Annotated in this window: 17 protein-coding genes and 1 pseudogene; 9 read left to right on the forward strand and 9 right to left on the reverse strand. The window is 70.8% G+C overall.

Annotated elements, in window-relative coordinates:
- Positions 1-25: 25 nt before the first annotated feature.
- Positions 26-358, reverse strand: coding sequence for a DUF5955 family protein (locus AOK16_RS03395; RefSeq protein WP_055470727.1), 333 nt, complete (start codon positions 356-358; stop codon positions 26-28).
- Between the two features lie 285 nt (positions 359-643).
- Here AOK16_RS03395 and AOK16_RS03400 point away from each other — a divergent pair, with 285 nt between their 5' ends.
- The 4 genes from AOK16_RS03400 to AOK16_RS03415 all read left to right on the forward strand — a co-directional run bounded on the left by AOK16_RS03400 (position 644) and on the right by AOK16_RS03415 (position 7,449).
- On the forward strand, positions 644-1,390 hold the full coding sequence (locus AOK16_RS03400) for a nucleotidyltransferase family protein (RefSeq protein ID WP_079101017.1): 747 nt from the start codon (positions 644-646) through the stop codon (positions 1,388-1,390).
- Positions 1,391-1,765: 375 nt separating this feature from the next.
- On the forward strand, positions 1,766-3,382 hold the full coding sequence (gene aceB, locus AOK16_RS03405; RefSeq protein ID WP_055470712.1) for a malate synthase A: 1,617 nt from the start codon (positions 1,766-1,768) through the stop codon (positions 3,380-3,382).
- A 257-nt stretch (positions 3,383-3,639) separates the two neighbouring features.
- Entirely contained in the window at positions 3,640-4,797 is a 1,158-nt protein-coding gene (locus tag AOK16_RS03410; protein WP_055470713.1) for a choice-of-anchor A family protein, read from the forward strand.
- A 231-nt stretch (positions 4,798-5,028) separates the two neighbouring features.
- Positions 5,029-7,449, forward strand: coding sequence for a polysaccharide lyase 8 family protein (locus AOK16_RS03415; protein WP_055470714.1), 2,421 nt, complete (start codon positions 5,029-5,031; stop codon positions 7,447-7,449).
- Positions 7,450-7,582: 133 nt separating this feature from the next.
- On the opposite strand, the gene AOK16_RS03420 is transcribed toward AOK16_RS03415, so the two are convergent.
- From AOK16_RS03420 to AOK16_RS03455, 8 genes are all read right to left on the reverse strand, one after another.
- Positions 7,583-8,272 carry an HAD family hydrolase gene (locus tag AOK16_RS03420; RefSeq protein WP_055470715.1) on the reverse strand — a complete coding sequence of 230 codons (690 nt, stop codon included), beginning with the start codon at positions 8,270-8,272 and terminating at the stop codon, positions 7,583-7,585.
- Between the two features lie 131 nt (positions 8,273-8,403).
- Entirely contained in the window at positions 8,404-9,813 is a 1,410-nt protein-coding gene (locus AOK16_RS03425) for a nucleobase:cation symporter-2 family protein (protein WP_055470716.1), read from the reverse strand.
- 348 nt (positions 9,814-10,161) lie between these two features.
- Complete coding sequence (locus AOK16_RS03430) at positions 10,162-11,538, reverse strand: 8-oxoguanine deaminase (RefSeq protein ID WP_055470717.1); 1,377 nt, start codon at positions 11,536-11,538, stop codon at positions 10,162-10,164.
- 153 nt (positions 11,539-11,691) lie between these two features.
- On the reverse strand, positions 11,692-12,615 hold the full coding sequence (gene pucL, locus AOK16_RS03435) for a factor-independent urate hydroxylase (protein WP_055470718.1): 924 nt from the start codon (positions 12,613-12,615) through the stop codon (positions 11,692-11,694).
- A gap of 6 nt (positions 12,616-12,621) precedes the next feature.
- The gene (uraH, locus tag AOK16_RS03440) at positions 12,622-13,035 is read right to left on the reverse strand and encodes a hydroxyisourate hydrolase (protein WP_055470719.1); all 414 of its coding nucleotides are present in this window, start codon (positions 13,033-13,035) and stop codon (positions 12,622-12,624) included.
- On the reverse strand, positions 13,032-13,565 hold the full coding sequence (gene uraD, locus AOK16_RS03445) for a 2-oxo-4-hydroxy-4-carboxy-5-ureidoimidazoline decarboxylase (protein ID WP_055470720.1): 534 nt from the start codon (positions 13,563-13,565) through the stop codon (positions 13,032-13,034). Before uraD ends, uraH begins: the two co-directional genes overlap by 4 nt.
- Positions 13,566-13,792: 227 nt before the next feature.
- A complete protein-coding gene (locus AOK16_RS03450; RefSeq protein WP_055470721.1) occupies positions 13,793-14,170 on the reverse strand; it encodes a helix-turn-helix domain-containing protein in 378 nt (125 codons plus the stop codon).
- Positions 14,167-14,418, reverse strand: a complete 252-nt coding sequence (locus tag AOK16_RS03455) for a YkoF family thiamine-binding protein (RefSeq protein ID WP_079101019.1) — start codon at positions 14,416-14,418, stop codon at positions 14,167-14,169. The genes AOK16_RS03450 and AOK16_RS03455 overlap by 4 nt, the downstream gene beginning before the upstream one ends.
- 127 nt (positions 14,419-14,545) lie before the next feature.
- Between AOK16_RS03455 and AOK16_RS03460 the strand changes: the two genes are divergently transcribed.
- The 5 genes and pseudogenes from AOK16_RS03460 to AOK16_RS03480 form a co-directional block, all read left to right on the forward strand.
- Positions 14,546-15,373 carry a TIM barrel protein gene (locus AOK16_RS03460; RefSeq protein WP_055470723.1) on the forward strand — a complete coding sequence of 276 codons (828 nt, stop codon included), beginning with the start codon at positions 14,546-14,548 and terminating at the stop codon, positions 15,371-15,373.
- Positions 15,374-15,455: 82 nt separating this feature from the next.
- Positions 15,456-16,358, forward strand: a complete 903-nt coding sequence (locus AOK16_RS03465) for a 2-hydroxy-3-oxopropionate reductase (protein ID WP_055470724.1) — start codon at positions 15,456-15,458, stop codon at positions 16,356-16,358.
- 2 nt (positions 16,359-16,360) lie between these two features.
- On the forward strand, positions 16,361-18,079 hold the full coding sequence (gcl, locus tag AOK16_RS03470; RefSeq protein WP_055470725.1) for a glyoxylate carboligase: 1,719 nt from the start codon (positions 16,361-16,363) through the stop codon (positions 18,077-18,079).
- Positions 18,080-18,322: 243 nt separating this feature from the next.
- Positions 18,323-19,780, forward strand: a complete 1,458-nt coding sequence (locus tag AOK16_RS03475) for a catalase (RefSeq protein WP_055470726.1) — start codon at positions 18,323-18,325, stop codon at positions 19,778-19,780.
- 483 nt (positions 19,781-20,263) lie between these two features.
- Positions 20,264-20,740: pseudogene (locus AOK16_RS03480) on the forward strand (hypothetical protein); the annotation flags it as partial.

Here is a 20,740-nt window from a genome sequence, read left to right on the forward strand (position 1 = left end):
GGGTGGGGGCGGAGCCCCCTGACGGTCAGTCCCCCGCCCGCTGGCGCGGGACCTCGCTGAAGGTGTCGATGACCTGGCGCATCTCCGCCAGCGCGGGCGCCAACGCGCTGACCGACCCCAGCGCCCCCGCCACCAGCAGCAGAGACCGTCTCAGCCGCGGCACCTCCGGCGCCCCGGCGCGCACCATCGCGTCCAGCGCCGCGAGTTCATCCTCGGCCACCGCCCGGTCCGACAAGTCCGCCGGGTGCCCGGCGAGTTCACGGCGCAGCCGGGACACGGCCTCGGACAGCTCAAGCACCCGAGGGTCCTCCACTACCCTCGGGTCCTGGTCGCCGTCGACCGCCTGCCCGTGCTCCACTGCTACGGCGTCCTCCACCGCCACGGCGCCCGTCGGCCCGCCGTGGAATCTCTCCTCGCTCCGGCCCACCGATTCCCCCTCCCGGTCTTCCGCCCGCCCTCGCGGCGCGGTCAGACGACGCGAGAAACCGCGCATCAGTTAACGCCACTCTCCGCACCGAGCGCCACACAGAGTGCGAAATTCAGCCCGTGAGGTTGAGGCCCAAGGGGAACAAACACGACATACCGACCTTGCCCCGGTCTGACTCATGCCCAGGGCCAGGCCGGTTGCGATATAGCAGAGCCCATGACGCCCCAGAGCGAACCCACGCGCCCGCGGACCGGAACGCGGACCGGAACCGGAGACGACCGGAACCCGCCCGCAACCGGCGCCGACCGGAACGCACCCGTCGCAGGGCTCCTCCTCGCCGCCGGCGCCGGCCGCCGCCTCGGCGGACACCCCAAGGCCCTGCTCGACCACGGCGGCCGGCCACTCATCGAGCACGCGGTGCGCACCCTCCGCGAGGGCGGCTGCGACCCGGTGCACGTGGTCCTCGGCGCCTCGGCCGACACCGTACGGGAGCGGGCGCGCCTGACCGGCTGCGTGCTGGTCGACAACCCCGACTGGGCGCAGGGCATGGGGAGTTCACTGCAGAGGGGCCTGGCCTCGCTCACGGCCACCGTCAGCCCTGCCGCGCTCGTGGCCCTGGTCGACCAGCCGGGCATCGGCCCGGAGGCGGTGGTCCGCGTGGCCGCGGCGTACGCGTCGCCGTCGACCCTGGCCGCCGCCTCGTACGACGGCCGCCGCGGCCACCCCGTCCTGTTCGGCGCCGACCACTGGTCCGGTGTCGCCGCGAGCGCGACCGGCGAACAGGGCGCCCGCGCCTATCTCCAGCGGCACGCCGCACAGCTCCGGCTCATCGACTGCTCGGACATCGCAGCACCCGACGACATCGACACCCCGGAGGACCTGAAGCGGGCCGGTTTGGGGCTGGGCACGGACATGCCCTCGGGCCGGGACACACCCCCGGGCACGGACACGCCCTCGGGCTGACACACCCCCGGCCGGGAAGTCGACCCCGGCCAGGGACTCGCCCCCCGGCGGAAACTCGACCCCGGACCGAGACCGCCCCCTGGCCGACGGTTCGCCGCGGCGAGATGGTGGCACTCGGAGCCATCCGGGAGCCCTTTGACGCCCGACGAACGCCACCCCTCCACCCCCGGAAAATCTCTCGACATCAACACACCTTGAACTTCCACCATGAGGAAACTATTCTCCACTGGTCAGAAGCGCCTGAACCCCCGGACGGCGCCCGCGGCCGCGTCCGTACGCCGAGCGGGAACAGGCGGCACCCCGTGCCGCCGCCCGCCGGAGCACCCCGCGCCCCGCGGCCGAACCCGCGCCGCCCGCCGAATGGAGTGACAGCCCATGTCCGCACCAGCGCCGTCCCCGCTGGCCATCGTCGACGCCGAGCCCGTCCCGCGGCAGGAGGAGGTCCTGACCGACGCGGCCCTCGCCTTCGTCGCCGCCCTCCACCAGAGATTCACCCCCCGCCGCGACGAACTCCTCGCGCTGCGCAGGCAGCGCCGCGCGGAGATCGCCCGCACCGGCACGCTGGACTTTCTGCCCGAGACGGCGCACATCCGCGAGGGCGACTGGACGGTCGCCCCGGCGCCCGCCGCGCTCGACGACCGGCGCGTGGAGATCACCGGGCCCACGGACCGCAAGATGACCATCAACGCGCTCAACTCCGGCGCGAAGGTCTGGCTCGCCGACTTCGAGGACGCCTCCGCCCCCACCTGGGAGAACGTCGTCCTCGGCCAGCTCAACCTGATCGACGCCTACGAGCGCCGGATCGACTTCAGCACCCCCGAGGGCAAGTCGTACGCCCTGAGGCCCGCCGAGGAGCTGGCGACGGTGGTGACCCGGCCGCGCGGCTGGCACCTGGACGAGCGCCACCTCCGGATCGACGGCAGCGCCGTGCCGGGTGCCCTCGTCGACTTCGGGCTCTACTTCTTCCACAACGCCCAGCGCCTGCTGGACCTCGGCAAGGGCCCGTACTTCTACCTGCCGAAGACCGAGTCCCACCTGGAGGCCCGCCTCTGGAACGACATCTTCGCCTTCGCCCAGGACTACGCGGGCATCCCCCAGGGCACCATCCGCGCGACCGTGCTGATCGAGACGATCACCGCCGCGTACGAGATGGACGAGATCCTCTACGAGCTGCGCGACCACGCCTCCGGGCTCAACGCGGGCCGCTGGGACTACCTGTTCTCCATCGTCAAGAACTTCCGTGACGGCGGCGCCCGGTTCGTGCTGCCGGACCGCAACGCGGTGACCATGACGGCGCCGTTCATGCGCGCGTACACCGAACTGCTCGTCCGCACCTGCCACAAGCGCGGGGCGCACGCGATCGGCGGCATGGCCGCGTTCATCCCCTCGCGCCGCGACCCCGAGGTCAACGCCAAGGCGCTGGAGAAGGTCAAGGCCGACAAGGACCGCGAGGCGGCCGACGGGTTCGACGGCTCCTGGGTCGCGCACCCCGACCTGGTGCCGGTCGCCCGGGCCTCGTTCGACGCGGTGCTCGGCGCGCGGCCGAACCAGAAGGACCGGCTGCGCGAGGACGTCCGGGTGACGGCCGATCAGCTGATCGACATCGCCTCGCTGGACGCCCGGCCGACGTACGAAGGACTGCGCAACGCCGTTCAGGTGGCCACCCGTTACATCGAGGCGTGGCTGCGCGGGCTGGGCGCCGTCGCCATCTTCAACCTGATGGAGGACGCCGCCACCGCGGAGATCTCCCGCTCCCAGATCTGGCAGTGGATCAACGCGGGGGTCGTCTTCGAGAACGGCGAGAAGGCCACGCCCGAGCTCGCCCGCCGGGTCGCCGACGAGGAACTGGCCGCGATCCGCGAGGAGATCGGCGAGGAGGCCTTCACGGCCGGCCGCTGGCAGCAGGCGCACGACCTGCTGCTGAAGGTCGCCCTCGACGAGGACTACGCGGACTTCCTCACGCTGCCGGCGTACGAGCTGCTGGAGAGCTGAGCCTCCAGCAGCTGGAGCGCTGAACCTCCGTCAGCACGCTGCAAGAACGCACCGACAGGGCGAGCCCAACGGCCCCTGACCCCTTGCGGGTTGGGGGCCGTCGGCGTGCCTTACCCCCGTTCGACAACCCGTAACCACACCGCAACGAGGATTGGTCTTGACCATCGCGTACCCGGCCCGGAAGCATGCGAGACGATCATTCCCCCCACATGATCGATCTCCCCCACACCCAATACGTTCGGAAGAGATCATCACGCATGCGTATATCCGCTTCCGCCGCGGCCGTTCTGGTGCTCGGCGGATCCATGGTGCTGACCACACCCACCGCTTCGGCGAATGAGTCCTGCGACCAGCCGCTGGGCGTCGCGGGCCAGTACAACGAGTTCATCGAGACCGACGCGACCCGCACGCCCGACAGCGAAGGCGCCGTCGCGGTCGGCGGCGACGCCGAGTTCACCGGCGGCTTCAGCATCGGCAGCCACCTGCCCTCCACCGACGCACTCCCCGGGAACGCGGCGCTGGTCGTCGGCGGCACCCTGGCCACCGGCTCCAAGCACTACACCGTGCTGGAGAAGGGAAGTGCGGTGTACGGGAAGTTGAGCGGGCGCGCGGTCGAGGTCAAGCCGCAGTCCCCCGCCCGCACCGCCGCGCAGGGCGGCTCGCCCGTGGACTTCGCGGGCGAGTTCGGCAAGCTCCGCTCGCTCTCGGCCGCCCTCGCCAAGGAGGCCGCCCGGGGCACCACCGCCCTCAAGGCGGACGGCGGGGACACCACACTGACCCTCACCGGCACCGACGCCAAGATCAACACCTTCTCGGTGACGGCCGGCCAGCTCCAGGGCGCCAAGCACATCACCTTCGACGTGCCGCAGGGCTCGTCCTCGGTCGTGAACGTCTCCGGCACCGCGTACGACATGAACGCCGCCGGGACGTACGCGATCGACGGGCCCAGCGAGCTCCAGGGCCACCTGCTCTGGAACTTCCCCGAAGCCACCAAGGTCACCAAGAAGAGCGACATGTCGTGGCCGGGCTCGGTGCTGGCACCGGGCGCGGCCGTCGACCTGGGCACGGGCGGCCCGCTCGAGGGAACCGTGATCGCCAAGTCGCTCACGGCCGTGGGCAGCGCCGAGACGCACCACTTCCCCTTCTCGGGCTGCCTGCCCCGGTCCGCCCCGCCCGCGGAGGACAACGAGCAGGCCCCGCCGCCGAGTTCGGCGCCCCCGGCTCCGGAGGACTCGGCCGCCGCGCCGCAGCCCTCGCCGATGGGCAGCGAGTCCCCGGCGCCTGCGGAGGACGACCTCGCCTCCACCGGTGGCGGCGCCGCACTGCCGATCGCGGGCACGGCCGCGGCCGTGCTCGCCGCGGGCACCGCCTTCTTGATCGTCTCCCGCCGCCGGAGGGCCACCGCCCAACGCTGACCACCCACTGGGCCCGGCCCCGGGCCGCCGTTTTCCACGGCGGGTCGGGGCCGGCGCGTGTGCGCCCCGTGCATGCACGGGGATGGTTGACACATACCTGAACAGTCCGCAGGCGGGCGGGATTTGGTCGCTTCGATCGTTTTCGGCAGATGCCTTGAGTGGTTCATACCACCGGTGGTAGGAAACCGCTTGCGCCAGGTGGGCGCGCTCTACGACCACCTCGGAGATTCAATGACGAATCCATGGTCCCGTCGCGGTTTCCTTCTCACCACGGGCGCGTCCGCCCTGGGCATGGCCCTGGCGTCGCGCGCCTCGGCCGCGGAGTCCGCCGCCGCGGCGGACGAGTTCGACACGCTCCGCGCCACCTGGCGATCCCTGATCCTTGGAAGCGATTTCAACGCCACCGCGGAGCCGTTCGCCAGCAAGCTCGCGCAACTCGGCACCACCGCCGGGCAGTACCGCTCCACGATGGCCCCGGCGACCGGATCGCTCTGGCCGGACGCGGTGTTCACCGACCCGGAACCGGACACCGACCAGGAGTCGTTCGGCTACTCCGGCAAGATCCAGGACAGTTACGCCCGGCTGAGAACCATGGCCGAGGCCTACGCCCAGCCCGGCACCGGCCTGACCGGGGACGCCACGCTCAGATCCGCGATCATCACCGGCCTGGACCACCTCTACAACCAGGTCTACAACGAGAACACCACGCGCTACGGCAACTGGTACAGCTGGCAGATCGGCGCACCGCACCCCCTGCTGGACGTCTGCGTGCTGATGTACGACACCCTGACCGCGACCCAGATCGCCAACTACATCCGGGCCGTCGACCACTTCGTGCCCGACTCCGCCGTCGGGAGCTACTCCGGCACGAGCACCGGCGCCAACCGCGTGGACCTGTGCCGGGTGCTCGCCCTGCGCGGCGTCGTCGGCAAGAACGCGGCCAAGATCACGCTGGCCCGGAACGCCCTCTCCCCCGTCTTCCCCTACGTCACCTCGGGCGACGGCCTCTACGTCGACGGATCGTTCATCCAGCACTCCACCATCCCGTACACCGGCTCGTACGGTGCGGTGATGATCGGTGGGCTCGGCATGCTCTTCGCCTTGCTCGCCGGGTCCAGTTGGCCCGTCACCGACCCCAACCGGCAGATCCTGTTCTCCGCGGTCGACAACGCCTGGGCGCCCTTCCTCTACAACGGCCTGGTCGTGGACAACGTCTCCGGGCGGGCCATCAGCCGCGGCACCTCCGAGACGCTCCAGCACGCCGACCACGTACGCGGCCACGGCATCATGGCCGCCATCGCCCTGCTCGGCCAGGGCGCGCCCAGCGCGGACAACGCGCGCTGGCGCGCGATGGTCAAGGGCTGGATGGCGCGTGACTACTACAGCCCCGTGCTCAGCGACCGCTCGCTCAGCGTGCCGGGCCTGGCCCGGCTCAAGGCCGTCCAGGACGACGCCTCGGTCACCGCGACGGCGGAACCCACCGGGCACCGCCTCTTCCCGAGCATGGCCCGCGCCATGCACCGCCGCCCCGGCTGGGCCGCCTCCATCAGCATGGCCAACAAGCGCATCTCGTACTACGAGTACGGCAACGGCGAGAACCCGCGGGGCTGGCACACCGGGGCGGGAATGCTCTACTGGTGGGGCGACACCTACGGCAACGGCCAGTACAGCGACGCCTTCTGGCCGACCGTCGACCCGTACCGGCTGCCCGGTACCACCGCCTCCAAGAAGGTCCTGGCCGACGGCGCGGGCGGCACCTGGGGCGCGGCGAGGCCGGACGTCAACTGGGTGGGCGGGGCAACCGACGGCACGCAGGCCGCGATCGGCCAGTACCTGAAGGGCGTCTCCAGCACGCTGATGGCGAAGAAGTCCTGGTTCTGCCTGGACGACTCGATCGTGTGCCTGGGCGCCGGCATCAAGTGCACGGACGGTACGGGTGTGGAGTCCGTGGTGGAGAACCGGAACCTCGGGGCCACGGGCACACACGCCTTCACCGTGGACGGGGTCGCCCAGCCGACCACGCCCTGGGGCGCCACGACCTTCAGCGGCGCGAAGTGGGCCCACATCGCCGGGCACGCCGGCTATGTCTTCCCGGGCGGCTCGACCGTCAAGGCCACCCGCCAGCAGCGCACCGGCTCCTGGAGCGACATCAACACCGGCGGCCCCACGACCGACTTCACCAGGAACTACCTGACGGTGTGGTGCGACCACGGCACCGACCCCACGGCCGGCACCTACTCCTACATCCTCATGCCGGGCGCGACCACCGCCCAGACCTCGGCCCGCGCGGCCGACACCGGCTGGCTCACGGTGCTGGCGAACACCGACAACCAGCAGGGGATACGCGTCCCCTCACTCGGCTTCACCGCGGTCAACTTCTGGTTCGGCGGTACGGTCGGCGGCCTCACCGCCAGCGCCCCCGCCTGCGTGATGATCCGCGAGAAGACCGACGGCACGGCGGTGATCTGCGTCTCCGACCCCATGCTGATGCAGACCTCGCTGACCCTCACCTGGAACCGTGCCGTCTCCTCGGTGACGTCCAAGCCCGCCACCGTCACCAGCGCGACCACCGGCTCCTCGCTCACCCTCACCTTCGGGGACCTGAGCGGGACGGCCGGTGCCACACAGAAGATCACCGTCAACCTCGGCTGACCGGGCCGTGTTCGGCTCGGGCGCCTCCACCGGCCCTTCGTCAACCCGGAGCCGGGGACCGGCACCAACACCATCGCGTACGCCTACGGCCCCTGCAAGGCCAACGCGAGCTACACGCTGTCAGGCGGGGAGGTCACGATGACCTCGGGCGGCTGAGCCCGGACAGCAGGGGCAGCCCCACCTCTTCGAGGCTGCCCAGGATCGTCCGTCCCGGCCCCACCCCGATCGGGGTGAAGGACGGGACGGCGATCACCCGGCAGCCCGCGGCCTCCGCCGAGGCGACTCCCGCGGGGCTGTCCTCCACTGCGACACAGGCCGACGGGTCGGCACCGAGCGCCTGGGCGGCGGCCAGGTACGGGTCGGGGGCGGGCTTCGTCCGCGGGGTCTCGCCCTCGGCCACGGTGACCCGGAAGCGCTCGGGGCCCAGGGTCTTGAGGACCGTGTCCACGACGCTCCTCGGCGAGGCCGAGACCAGGGCGGCCGGAACGCCCTCGTACGCGAGCAGGTCCAGGAGCCGGAGCGCGCCCGGGCGGGGCACGGTCTCGCTCTCGACGGCGGCGAGAAAACGCCGGTCCAGGTCGGCGGTGATCTCCTCCAGGGTCCCGGCCCCGCCGGTCGCCGCGTGCAGGTGGGCGGCGGTGTCGGCGACCGAACGGCCGATCACGCCCGGCTCGTCGGCCTCGCCCAGCGTGTGGCCGAGCCCCCGCGCGACCCGCTCCGCCGTGCGCCACCACAGGATCTCGGTGTCGACGAGCGTTCCGTCCATGTCGAACAGGACGGCGGCGGGGAGGTCCTGACAGCGCTGCTCGGCCTGTTCACTCATCGTCTTCCCCGTCTCTCAGGTGGTTTCGCCGGGTGTTCCGGCGGCAGCGTATCGGCCGTGTCGAGTGCGGCCGGAAGCAGGCGGGAGACGGCGGGGAGCAAGCGGTTGCCGGGCCCATGGGCGGCGGCCGCTCACTGAAGCCGGCCTTCACCGACCTGACGAGCAGGTCCGGCGCCGGCCAACAGATCACTGCCCGGCTCCGCTGATGGCGCGGCCTCTGTTGACGGCGAGGGGTCTGAAGAATCCTTCCTGCCCAGGTGGTTGAAGAACAGGTTCAGGGCTATCGCCATGACGCATCCGGTGCTGATGCCGGAGTCCAGGATGACCAGGAAGCCGTCCGGGAAGGCGCGGTAGAAGGCGGGGGCGGCGATCGGGATCAGGCCGACGCCGACCGACGCGGCGACGATCAGGGCGTTCCCGCCCTTCTCCAGCGCCGCGCCGGACAGCGTCTGGATCCCGCTCGCCGCCACCGAACCGAAGAGCACCACGCCCGCCCCGCCCAGCACGGGCAGCGGTACGAGCGCGATGACGGAGGCGGCCATCGGACACAGGCCGAGCAGGACGAGGATGCCCCCGGCGGTGGCGACCACGTACCGGCTGCGCACCTTCGTCATCGCGACCAGCCCGATGTTCTGCGCGAAGGCACTGCACGCGAAGCCGTTGAACAGCGGGCTGAGCGCGGTGCCCAACGTGTCGGCGCGCAGGCCGCCTTCGATGGTGCGCCCGTCCGCCGGGCGGTCGACGATCCGGCCGAGGGCGAGGATGTCGGCCGTCGACTCGGTCATGCACACCAGCATCACGATGCACATGGAGACGATCGCGGCCAGGTCGAACTGGGGCGCGCCGAAATGGAACGGGGTGGGGAAGCCGATCGGTGCCGCATCCCCGATCGCGCCGAAGTCCGTCATGCCGAAGGGGATCGCGACGAGCGTGCCGGCGATCAGGCCGAGCAGGATCGCGATCTGCTGGAGGAAGCCGCGCAGCAGCCTGCGCAGCAGCAGCACGATGGCCAGCGTCAGGGCGGCCAGGGCGATGTTGCGGAGCGAACCGTAGTCCGCCGCCTCGGGGTTGCCGCCCTGCGCCCAGTTGAAGGCGACCGGCAGCAGGGACACCCCGATCAGGGTGATGACGGTGCCGGTGACGACGGGTGGGAAGAAGCGGACGAGCCGTCCGAAGTACGGGGCGAGGGCGAAGCCGAGGAGCCCGGCGACAATGACCGCGCCGAAGATGACGGGCAGCGCGTCCTCGGCACCGTGCGCCTTGCCGACGGCGATCATCGGGGTGACGCCCGCGAAGGAGACGCCGTTGACGAACGGCAGCCGGGCGCCGACCTTCCAGAAGCCTATGGTCTGGAGGAGGGTCGCGAGGCCCGCCGTGAAGAGGCTCGCCCCCATGAGGAACGCGGTCTCCGCCGCGCTGAGCCCCACCGCGGGGCCGAGGATCATGGGCGGGGCCACCACACCCGCGTACATCGCGGCCACGTGCTGGAGTCCGCTGGTGACCAGCTTGAAGGGGGGCAGTGTCTGATCGACCGGGTGCACCCGATCCTCCTGTCGGTTAACACGTCGCCTGGCGACGCGGGTTTCAGGGAGGTCATGCGGTGGTGGTGCGTTGGTGCGATGAGGGGTGGTGGACGGTTGTTGAGGGGTGGTGAACCGGCCCCGGGTGTACGGGTGTTGTGACCCGTGACCCCCGGGGCCGACCGCTGCCGCGAATCCCCGCTCGGGTCCGCGGCCGCCGGCCGGAAGCCGTCCCTCCCGGCCGGAGCTCTCGCTGCTCTCTTACGTGCGTCTCTTACGTGCACGTCTCTTACGTATCCGTCTCTTGCGTATCCGCCCGCGCCGCGCGGCTTACCGGTCCGCCCGCGCGGCGCCGCCGTATGGCCGCGGTCAGTTTCCGGCGGCGATCCGTGCGAGCCGCCGCGCCTGCTCGCGGGCGGCCCGCGCGATGGCGTCCTCGTCGACGGTCGTCAGGTGGCTGTCCTCGACCACGGCCCGGCCGTTGATCAGCGACAGCGTCACCGGCGCCGCCGCGCCGAAGACCAGCGCCGCGACCGGATCGGCGATCGAGGAGTGGCCGATTCCGTCGAGCTTCCACAGCACCAGGTCGGCAGCCTTGCCGGCCTCCAGGGACCCGATCTCGGCGGCCCGGCCCAGGACTTGGGCTCCGCCGTAGGTGCCCAGGCGCAGCGCCTGCCGGGCGTTCAGGGCATTCTCCCGGTGGCCGCTGAGCCGGTTGATGAGCAGCGCGTTGCGCAGTTCGGTGTGCAGCTCACCGGACTCGTTGGAGGCGGTGCCGTCGACGCCGAGGCCGACCGGCACCCCGGCGGCCAGCATGTCCGGCACGCGCGCGATCCCGGCCGCGAGGCGGGCGTTGGAGGAGGGGCAGTGGGCGACGCCGGTCTTCGTCCGGGCGAAGGCGGCGATGTCGGAGTCGTTCATGTGGACGCAGTGCGCCATCCACACGTCCTCGCCGAGCCAGCCGGTGGACTCGAAGTAGTCGGTGGGGCCCATGTCGAACAGCTCGTGGCAGAACTTCTCCTCCTCCACCGTCTCCGAGCCGTGGGTGTGCAGCCGTACGCCCTTGCGCCGGGCCAGCACGGCGGCCTCCCGCAGCAGTTCGGCGGAGACGGAGAAGGGGGAGCAGGGGGCGGCGGCGATGTGCAGCATCGAGCCGAAGGAGGCGTCGTGGTGGGTGTCGATGGCCTCCTCGGTGGCGGCCAGCGCGTCCTCGGTGGACTCGACGGCGAAGTCCGGCGGCAGGCCGCCGTCCGACTCGCCGCGGTCCATGGAACCGCGGGCAGCGGTGAAGCGTACGCCCATGTCGCGGGCGGCGCGGATCTCGGCGCCGAGCAGGTCGCCGGAGCCGCGCGGGAAGACGTAGTGGTGGTCCATGGCGGTGGTGACCCCGCCGCGGGCCATCATCGCGAGCGAGCCCTGCGCGGCCGCGTGGACCATCTGCTCGTCAATGCGTGCCCAGGTCGGGTAGAGCGTGACGAGCCAGTTGAAGAGGTTGGAGTCCTGCGCCAGGCCGCGGGTGATCCACTGGTAGAAGTGGTGGTGGGTGTTGACCAGGCCGGGAGTGGCCAGGTGGCCGGTCCCGTCCACCCGCCGTACGACGTTCTCCAGCCCCTCGGGCGCCTTGCCTGCGCCGACGGACTCGATGAGGTTGTCCGCGACGACGATGTGGCCCTCGGCGTACTCGGTGTCGCCGGCGTCCACGGTCGCGATGGCGCAGTTCTCGATGACGATGCGCGAAGCCGTCATGCTGATTCCTCGTGCTTCCCTTGAGAGGAGCGGGCCCGGGGGTCGAGCGGGGTGACGACCGGGTCCGCGGTACCGCGTGTTGCGCAGATGCCCCCGCTCTCCCCCTGGTGGTGACGCCGGCGCACGCGTCGGGGGTGGATTGGGCGGAGAGTGCTACAGGTTGGTCATGTCGACCGGGATCCGCGGCTCGACACCGTCGCGCAGCACGGTGGCCTCGATGAGGCCGTACGGACGGTCGGCCGCGAAGTAGACCTCGTTCTCGTTCTTGAGGCCGAAGGGCTCCAAGTCCACCAGGAAGTGGTGCTTGTTGGGCAGGGAGAGGCGGACCTCGTCGACCTCCGAGCGGCTGTTGATGACCCGCGAACCCATCTGGTAGAGGGTCTGCTGGAGGGAGAGGCTGTAGGTCTCGGCGAAGGCCTGCAGAAGGTGCTTGCGGGCCTGCGCGTACGACTTCTCCCAGTTCGGCAGCCGGTCCTCGTCGCTGGTCCAGTTGTAGCGCCAGCGGGCGTGGACCTGGGTGGCGAGGATGCGGTCGTACGCCTCCTGGAGGGTGGTGTACCTGTCCTTCACATAGCCCCAGAACTCCGAGTTGGTGGAGTTCATGACGGTGAGGTCCTTGAGGCCGGTGACGACCTCCCAGTTCTCGCCGTCGAAGGTGATCTGGGCGGTGCGCACCTCCTGGCCCTGGCGTACGAAGGAGTGCTTGACCTCGTCGGCGCCGATGAACTTCGAGTTGGCGTCGGAGGTCTCGATCCGCTCCCAGGCGTACTCCTCGATGCGGATGCGGGCCCGGTGGATCGGCTCCTGGCTGGTGACGAAGTGGCGGGCGAGGTGGATGCCGAACTGCTCGGCGGACTCGATCCCGTACTCCTTGGCGAAGGCGTAGACCGTGTTCTTGGTGGTGTCCGTCGGCAGGACGTTGGCGTTGCTGCCGCTGTAGTGGACCTCGTCCATGTCGCCGGAGAGCGAGACGGAGACGTTGAGGTCCTTGATGTGGTGGGTGTCGCCGTCCCGCGTGATCTTGACGACGCGGTTCTCCGCTTTGCCGTACTGGTTCTGGCCGAGAATCGTGGGCATGGTCTGCTAGCTCCCTCGGTATACGGAGTAGCCGAACGGGTTGAGCAGCAGCGGCACGTGGTAGTGCTCACCCGGCTTGACGGCGAACGTGATCGCCACCTCCGGGAAGAAGGCTCCGCTGTCCCTTACGCGGGGGGCGTCCTGCTGTTCCTCGGCTTGCTGGTTTGCGGCGTTGTGCTGGTCTGAAAGGAAGTACGCCTCGGTCTCGAACTCCAGGCGTACGTGGGTGGTGCCCTCCGGCAGGGCCGGGAAGTCCTTGCAGCGCCCGTCCGCATCGGTCTTGGAGGCGCCGCGCGCGAACCAGGCTCCCTCGGCGCCCGTGCGGACGGAGAGTCCGACGGCCACGCCCTCGGCGGGGCGCCCGATGCTGGTGTCCAGGATGTGCGTGGACACGGAAGCGGTCGTCGTCTCGGAGGTCATGAGGCGTTCTCCTCGTCGGTTTCCACGAGCTCCTCGCCGGTTTCCACGAGGCGGGTGAGCCGGATTCGGTTGATCTTTCCCAGCTCGGTGCGGACGGTCTCCCGCTCGGTGTCCGGGTCGTTGCCGATCCGCTCCTTGAGCGCGGCCAGCATCTGGTCGCCGGTCCTGCCGGTGGCGCAGATGAGGAAGACGTGCCCGAACCTGTCCTGGTAGGCCAGGTTGAGTTCGAGCAGCTCCTCGCGCAGGGACTCCTGCACGCCGCTCTGCTCGCGCGCCGAGGTGGGATCGCCGGGGGTCGGCCGCCCGATCGGCGGGTGCCCCGCCATGGCCTCGGCCAGGTCCTCGGCGGTCAGCTCGGCCATGGCGGCGTCGCCTGCGACGAGGAGGGCGTCGGTCGTGGCGTACGGGCGCTGGGCGAGGAGCTTGCTCCCCCAGGCCGAACTGGCACACACCTCGTGGAGCGCGGCTCGCGCCGCTGCGGGGTCCGAGGTGTTGAACCGGGCGAGGCCCGGCGTCCGGGGCGAAGACACGGGAAAGCCTCCGTGGCTTGAATGCGGTGGGCTGTCGACTAGCTAACGCCCTCCCGCAACACCGCGTCAACACTTTGTTGAAAGTTCGGAAAGGTTCGCGTGCGCCGCGCGCCGGTCGCCGCCGGTTCGCCACCGCCGGACGCCACTGGACACTGCCGGGCACCGCCGCACCCATGACCCGTACCCGCGCCCCGCCGAACCGGGACGCCCCGACCCCGGGCTGCCGCCTAGTCGCCCTTGGTCGCGTTTTCCCTGTTCAGATAGTTGTAGACGGTGAAGCGGCTGACGCCGAGTGCCGAGGCGACGGTTTCCACTCCATGGCGTACGGAGAAGGCGCCGCGGGTCTCCAATATGCGGACGACCGACTGCTTCTCCTTGCGGTCCAGCTCCGAGAGCGGCCCGCCGTGGCGCCGCTCCAGCTCGGCGAGGATGTGGTCCAGGGAGTCCGAGAGGTGCGGCAGCCGCACGGCCACCATGTCGCGCCCCTCCCAGGCGAGCACGACGTCGTCGCCCCGGGCCTGCTCCGGGGCGACCATCTCGCCGCCCATGGCGTCGACCAGCGGCTTGACCGCCGCGACGAACGGGTGATCGGCCGCCTCGCTCACCGCACGGCCTCCCCCACCACGTTGACCTGCAACGAGACCCGCGTGGCCCCGGCCTCCAAGGTCCGGCGCAGCATGGCGTCGACCGCGGTGAGCACCGCGGCCGCCTCGCCTTCCGCGGTGTTGCCGAACGGTCCGACGTCCACGGCGTCCAGCTCGGCCGAGTGCATGACCTCCCGGGCCACCACGGCGTGCGTCGGCGCCTCGTCGAGATCGAACGGTTCCGTCGTGAACTCCACTCTCAGTCGCACGCCCTCAACCTAGCGCTCCGCGCAAGACGCGCGACATCCCCTCTTGACAGGTCAGCCGCCCCGGCTGCACGCTTCCTTCCATCAAGCAGAAATCAATTTCCGCAATACGGAAGGAGCGCAGCGGCTCATGGCCCTCTTCCCCCATCAGTTCAGCCTCGACCAGCGCTTCGATGTGAACCTGTCGATCCTCTTCACCGAGCTCCCGCTGCTGGAGCGGCCCGCGGCCGCCGCGGCGGCCGGGTTCGGCGCGGTGGAGTTGTGGTGGCCCTGGGTCGACTCGCCCACGCCCGAGCAGGCCGAGCTCGACGCCCTGCGAGGGGCGCTGGACGACGCCGGTACGCGGCTGGTGGGTCTGAACTTCTACGCGGGGCAGCTCCCGGGCCCGGACCGCGGTGCGCTGTCGCTGCCCGGCGAGGAGTCGGACCGCTTCCGGGCCAACATCGACGTGGCCGCCGGCTTCGCCCGGTCCGTCGGCTGCACCGCGCTCAACGCGCTGTACGGCAACCGGGTCGAGGGCGTGGACCCGCAGGTCCAGGACGCGCTCGCGCTGGAGAACCTCGTACTGGCCGCCCGCGCCGCCGACCGGGTGGGCGCGACGCTGCTGGTCGAGACCCTCAACAGGCCCGAGTCGCCGCGCTATCCGCTGGTGAGCGCGGAGGCCGCGATCGAGGTCGTGGACAAGGTGAACGCGGCCACGGGGCTCGGCAACGCCACGTTCCTCATGGACCTCTACCACCTGTCCATGAACGGCGAGGACCTGCACCGGGTCATCGAGCGCCACACCGGCAAGACCGGTCACGTACAGATCGCGGACAACCCGGGCCGCGGCGCCCCCGGTTCGGGCGACCTCGACTTCGCCGACCTCTTCGAGCGCCTGGACAAGGCGGGTTACGAGGGCTGGGTCGGCCTCGAGTACAAGTCCCCGGCCGAGACCGCCTTCGACTGGCTCCGCTGAGCCCGGAGCCCGGAGCCCGGAGCCCGTCCAGAGCCGAACCGCCGTCGGGCCGGCGCCGGCACAGAAACTTCGAGAGGACACCATGAGCACCACCGCACTCCCCAAGGTCGCCTGGATAGGCCTCGGCATCATGGGCTCGCCCATGGCCGAGAACCTGATCAAGGCCGGCTACTCCGTCACCGGCTACACCCTGGAGCAGGCCAAGCTCGACCGGCTGGCCGCGGGCGGCGGCACCGCCGCGGGCTCGATCGCCGAGGCCGTGCGGGACGCCGACGTCGTCATCACGATGGTGCCCGCCTCCCCGCAGGTCGAGGCCATCGCGTACGGCCCCGACGGCATCCTGGAGAACGCGAAGTCCGGGGCGCTGCTGATCGACATGTCCTCGATCACCCCGCAGACCTCGGTCGACCTCGCCGAGGCGGCCAAGGACAAGGGCGTCCGCGTCCTGGACGCGCCCGTCTCCGGCGGCGAGGCCGGGGCCATCGAGGCCGTGCTCTCCATCATGGTCGGTGGCGAGCAGCCCGACTTCGACGAGGCCAGGCCGCTGTTCGAGGCGCTCGGCAAGACCATCGTGCTGTGCGGCCCGCACGGCTCGGGCCAGACGGTGAAGGCCGCCAACCAGCTGATCGTGGCGGTCAACATCCAGGCCTGCGCCGAGGCCGTGGTCTTCCTGGAGAAGTCCGGCGTGGACCTGCCCGCGGCCCTGGACGTGCTGGGCGGCGGGCTCGCCGGCTCGACCGTCCTGGCGCGCAAGAAGGACAACTTCCTGAAGCGCGACTTCAAGCCGGGCTTCCGCATCGACCTGCACCACAAGGACATGGGCATCGTCACCGACGCCGCCCGCACCGTCGGTGCCGCCCTGCCCGTCGGGGCCGTCGTCGCCCAACTCGTCGCCTCCCTGCGTGCCCAGGGCGACGGCGGCCTCGACCACTCCGCCCTGCTGCGCGCCGTCGAGCGCCTGTCCGGCACGAAGCTGGAGGACTGACCATGGCTGCCAAGAAGCTCCCCGCCATGCAGGCGGCCGTGCAGATCATGAAGGACGAGGGCGTCGACATCGCCTTCGGCTGCCCGGGCGCCGCGATCCTCCCCCTCTACAAGGCGATGGAGGTCGAGGGCGGCATCGAGCACCTGACGGTCCGCCACGAAGAGGGCGCGACCCACATGGCCGACGGCTGGGCCCGTACGAACGGCAAGGTCGGCGTCGCCATCGCCACCTCGGGCCCCGGCGCGACCAACTTCGTCACCGGCCTCTACACCGCGCAGGCCGACTCGATCCCGATGGTCTGCATCACCGGCCAGGCGGTCTCTCCGAAGCTGCATCAGGAGGCCTTCCAGGCGGTCGACATCGTGGAGATCGCCCAGCCGGTCACCAAGTGGGCGGTGCAGGTCAAGGAGGCCGCGCAGATCCCGTGGATCTTCCGCGAGGCGTTCCGGGTCGCGCGGGAGGGCCGCCCGGGCCCGGTCCTCATCGACATCCCTCTGGACAAGGGCCTCCAGGAGATCTGGTACGACGCGGAGATCGACGCCCGGCTGCCGGTCAAGACCGTGGAGCCGCACCTGCCGCGCGTCGAGGCGGCCCTGGACATGCTGCTGGCGGCCGAGCGTCCGCTGATCCTCGCGGGCGGCGGCGTCATCCTCTCCGAGGCCTCGGACGAGCTGCGCGAACTGGTCGAGCTGCTCCAAGTCCCCTTCCAGGTCACCCTGATGGGCAAGGGCTGCATCGAGGACGACCACGAGCTGAACCTCGGCACCACCGGCATCCAGACCTCGCAGAAGTACGCCAACGCGTCCTTCCTGGAGTCGGACTTCGTCCTCGCGGTCGGCGCCCGCTTCGGCGACCGCCACACCGGCGCCAACGTGGATGTCTACAAGGGCGACCGGAAGTTCGTCCATGTCGACATCGAGCCGGGCCAGTTGGGCCGGGTCTTCGAACCGGACCTGGGCATCGTCTCCGACGCGAGGCTGTTCCTGAAGGCCCTGCTGGACGCGGCCCGGCGCCGCACGGCGAAGGCCGAGGTCGGCGCCTGGATCGAGCGCTGCCAGGAGCTCAAGCGCACCCTGGTGCGGCGCGAGGACTTCGAGGACATCCCGGTCAAGGCCCCGCGGGTCTACAAGGAGATCAACGAGATCTTCGACGAGGACACGTACTTCGTCACCGCGATCGGCCTCTACCAGATCTGGGGCGGCCAGCACCAGAAGGCCCACAAGCCGCGCCACTACCAGGTCTGCGGCCAGGCCGGCCCGCTCGGCTGGGAGGTCCCGGCCGCGATCGGGGTCAAGAAGGCCCTGGAGAGCATGGGCAAGGGCTCGACCGAAGTGGTCGGCATCGTGGGCGACTACGGCTTCCAGTACATGGTCGAGGAGCTGGCGGTCGCGGCGCAGTACAACGTGCCGTACGTGCTCATCATGCTCAACAACGAGTACCTGGGCCTCATCCGCCAGGCCTCGGTCGGCTACGACATGAACTACCAGGTCGACATCCACTACGACGAGTTCGGCACGGACAACGTCAAGCTGATGGAGGCGTACGGCTGCTCCGGCCGCCGGGTGATCGACCCGGCCGACATCCGCTCGACGATCGAGTGGGCGCGCAAGGAGGCCGTCTCGACCTCCCGGCCGGTGCTCGTGGAGATCCTGATCGAGCGCGAGGCGAACACTCCGCACGGCCCGAACATCGACGCCGTCAAGGAGTTCGAGCAGGCCTGAGCCGAGGCTCCGGGCACCGAGCCCGAGCCGAAACCCTTGGGGGTCCGGGGGTCGCTCCCCGGACGACACAAGCCCCGGGCGGCGGCGCCGACAACTGTCCTGTCGCGCCCAAGGCGCCGCCGCCCGGAACACCCCCCGTCCAGACTTCCGAGCGCTTCAACAAACTGTTGACGTTTTGCCGAGGCGCTCCCTACGCTCCAACGTGCGGAAACCCACTTCCGCGCTCTCGTACGGAAGGTCACCATGTCGAAGCGTGTGCTGACGACCGAGTCCGGCGCTCCGGTCGCCGACAACCAGAATTCCGCCACCGCCGGAGTCGGCGGCCCACTGCTACTCCAGGACCAGCACCTGCTCGAGAAGCTCGCCCGCTTCAACCGCGAGCGCATCCCGGAGCGCGTGGTGCACGCCCGCGGCTCCGGCGCGTACGGGCACTTCGAGGTGACCGACGACGTCACCGGCTTCACCCGAGCGGACTTCCTGAGCACCGTCGGCAAGCGCACCGAAGTCTTCCTCCGGTTCTCGACAGTGGCCGACTCGCTCGGCGGCGCGGACGCGGTCCGCGACCCGCGCGGCTTCGCCCTAAAGTTCTATACTGAAGAGGGCAATTACGACCTCGTCGGGAACAACACCCCGGTGTTCTTCATCAAGGACCCCGTCAAGTTCCCCGACTTCATCCACTCGCAGAAGCGCGACCCGTTCACCGGCAAGCAGGAGCCGGACAACGTCTGGGACTTCTGGGCGCACGCCCCCGAGGCCACCCACCAGGTCACCTGGCTGATGGGCGACCGCGGCATCCCCGCCTCGTACCGCCACATGAACGGCTACGGCTCGCACACCTACCAGTGGACGAACGCCGACGGCGAGGCCTTCTTCGTCAAGTACCACTTCAAGACCAACCAGGGCATCCGCTGCCTGAGCAGCGAGCAGGCCGCCGAGACCGCGGGCAAGGACGCCAACTCGCACCAGACCGACCTGCTCCAGGCCATCGAGCGCGGGGTGCATCCCTCCTGGACCCTCTACGTGCAGGTCATGCCGGCGGCCGAGGCAGCGGACTACCGCTTCAACCCCTTCGACCTCACGAAGGTGTGGCCGCACACCGACTACCCGCTCCAGCGGGTCGGCCGCCTGGTGCTGGACCGCAACCCGGACAACGTGTTCGCCGAGGTCGAGCAGGCCGCGTTCTCGCCGAACAACTTCGTGCCCGGCATCGGCCCGTCCCCGGACAAGATGCTCCAGGGCCGGCTGTTCGCCTACGCCGACGCGCACCGCTACCGCCTGGGCGTCAACCACACCCAGCTCGCGGTCAACGCGCCCCGCGGGACCGAGGCGCACAACTACGGCCGGGACGGCCTGATGGCCACCAACTCCCAGGGCCGGCAGGCCAAGAACTACGAGCCCAACTCGTACGACGGCCCGGCGCAGACCGGCCAGGCGCTGTCCGCCCCGCTGGCCGTCTCCGGCCACACGGGCACGCACGAGGCCCCGGCCCACACCAAGGACGAGGACTTCTTCCAGGCCGGTGAGCTCTACCGGCTGATGTCGGAGGAGGAGAAGCGGCGGCTGGTCGCCAACATCGCGGGCGGGCTGTCGCAGGTCAGCCGCGATGACGTGGTCGAGAGGAACCTCGCCCACTTCCACGCTGCCGACCCGGACTACGGCAAGCGTGTCGAGGCCGCAGTGCGCGAGCTGCGCGACGCCTGAGTCACCGCGCCCGGCGCATGCGCCCACGTGCGCGCCGGGCGCGGCCAAACTGCGCGACGGTTGACGGGAGGTCGCCGTTCGCGCGCCCGTACCACCGGTTCGCTGAGGGGTGGCCGGCGGTACGGGCCCCGGGTCCGCCGCGGCGGCGGCCGACTGCCAGTGCGGTGGCAGGTTCCTCCGGAAGGGAGAAGGAACACGGCCCCCCGCCGCGGCGCCCGGATCACTCCTGACGGCACCCGGATCACTCCCGCGCGACGCGATGCCCCGGACGACCTCCAGAACTTGTCGGATGCCGGTACGGTGTTCTTGCCGCGCGGCTCGGTCGGCTGGCCGGCCGGTCAGCGCGGAGACGATCCCGAGCCGCGGTATCCGGCCACCCCCGCCGCGGTCCGCGAACAAATACGCCAGCACTCTCCCCAAGTCACGCCGCTTCGGGGACCATGGATGTCCCACCCCTCCCAAGGAACCGTGCTGGAGCCGAAGATGGCCGAGAGCGTGCCGGTGCACTGCCCCGCATGCCGCCGCGAGCACACGTACTCCCCTCTCACCTTCCCCTGCACCTGCGGTGCCCCGCTGACCGTTCCCGTGCGGAAGGGCGCGCGGCCGGAGGAGTTGCGGCACCACACGTGGCAGGAGTCCTGGGTCGTCGTGCGCTGCCCGTCCTGCGCTCGCGAGGGCGAGTGGCCGCAGCCCGAGCTCGGCTGCCCCTGCGGGACTCTGCTGCGGCTGCCGGTGCCCCGGCCTCCGCGCGAGGCGGCGTCGGGCCCGGAGCACGCCGCGGCCGGCCGGTCGAAGGGGCGCGGCGCCCGCCCCGCACCGCCGGGGGCCTCGGCCGCCCCCGCCCGAACGCAGGCGCCCTCCTCGGCGGTGCTGCGCCCGGCGTTCCGGCCGGTGACGATCCGCACGAGCCGGGACGCGATCACGGCGGCGGCGCAGTATCTGAAGTGGCTGGGCTTCCAG

This window comes from Streptomyces pathocidini (assembly GCF_001418495.1).
GTDB classification, from domain to species: domain Bacteria; phylum Actinomycetota; class Actinomycetes; order Streptomycetales; family Streptomycetaceae; genus Streptomyces; species Streptomyces pathocidini.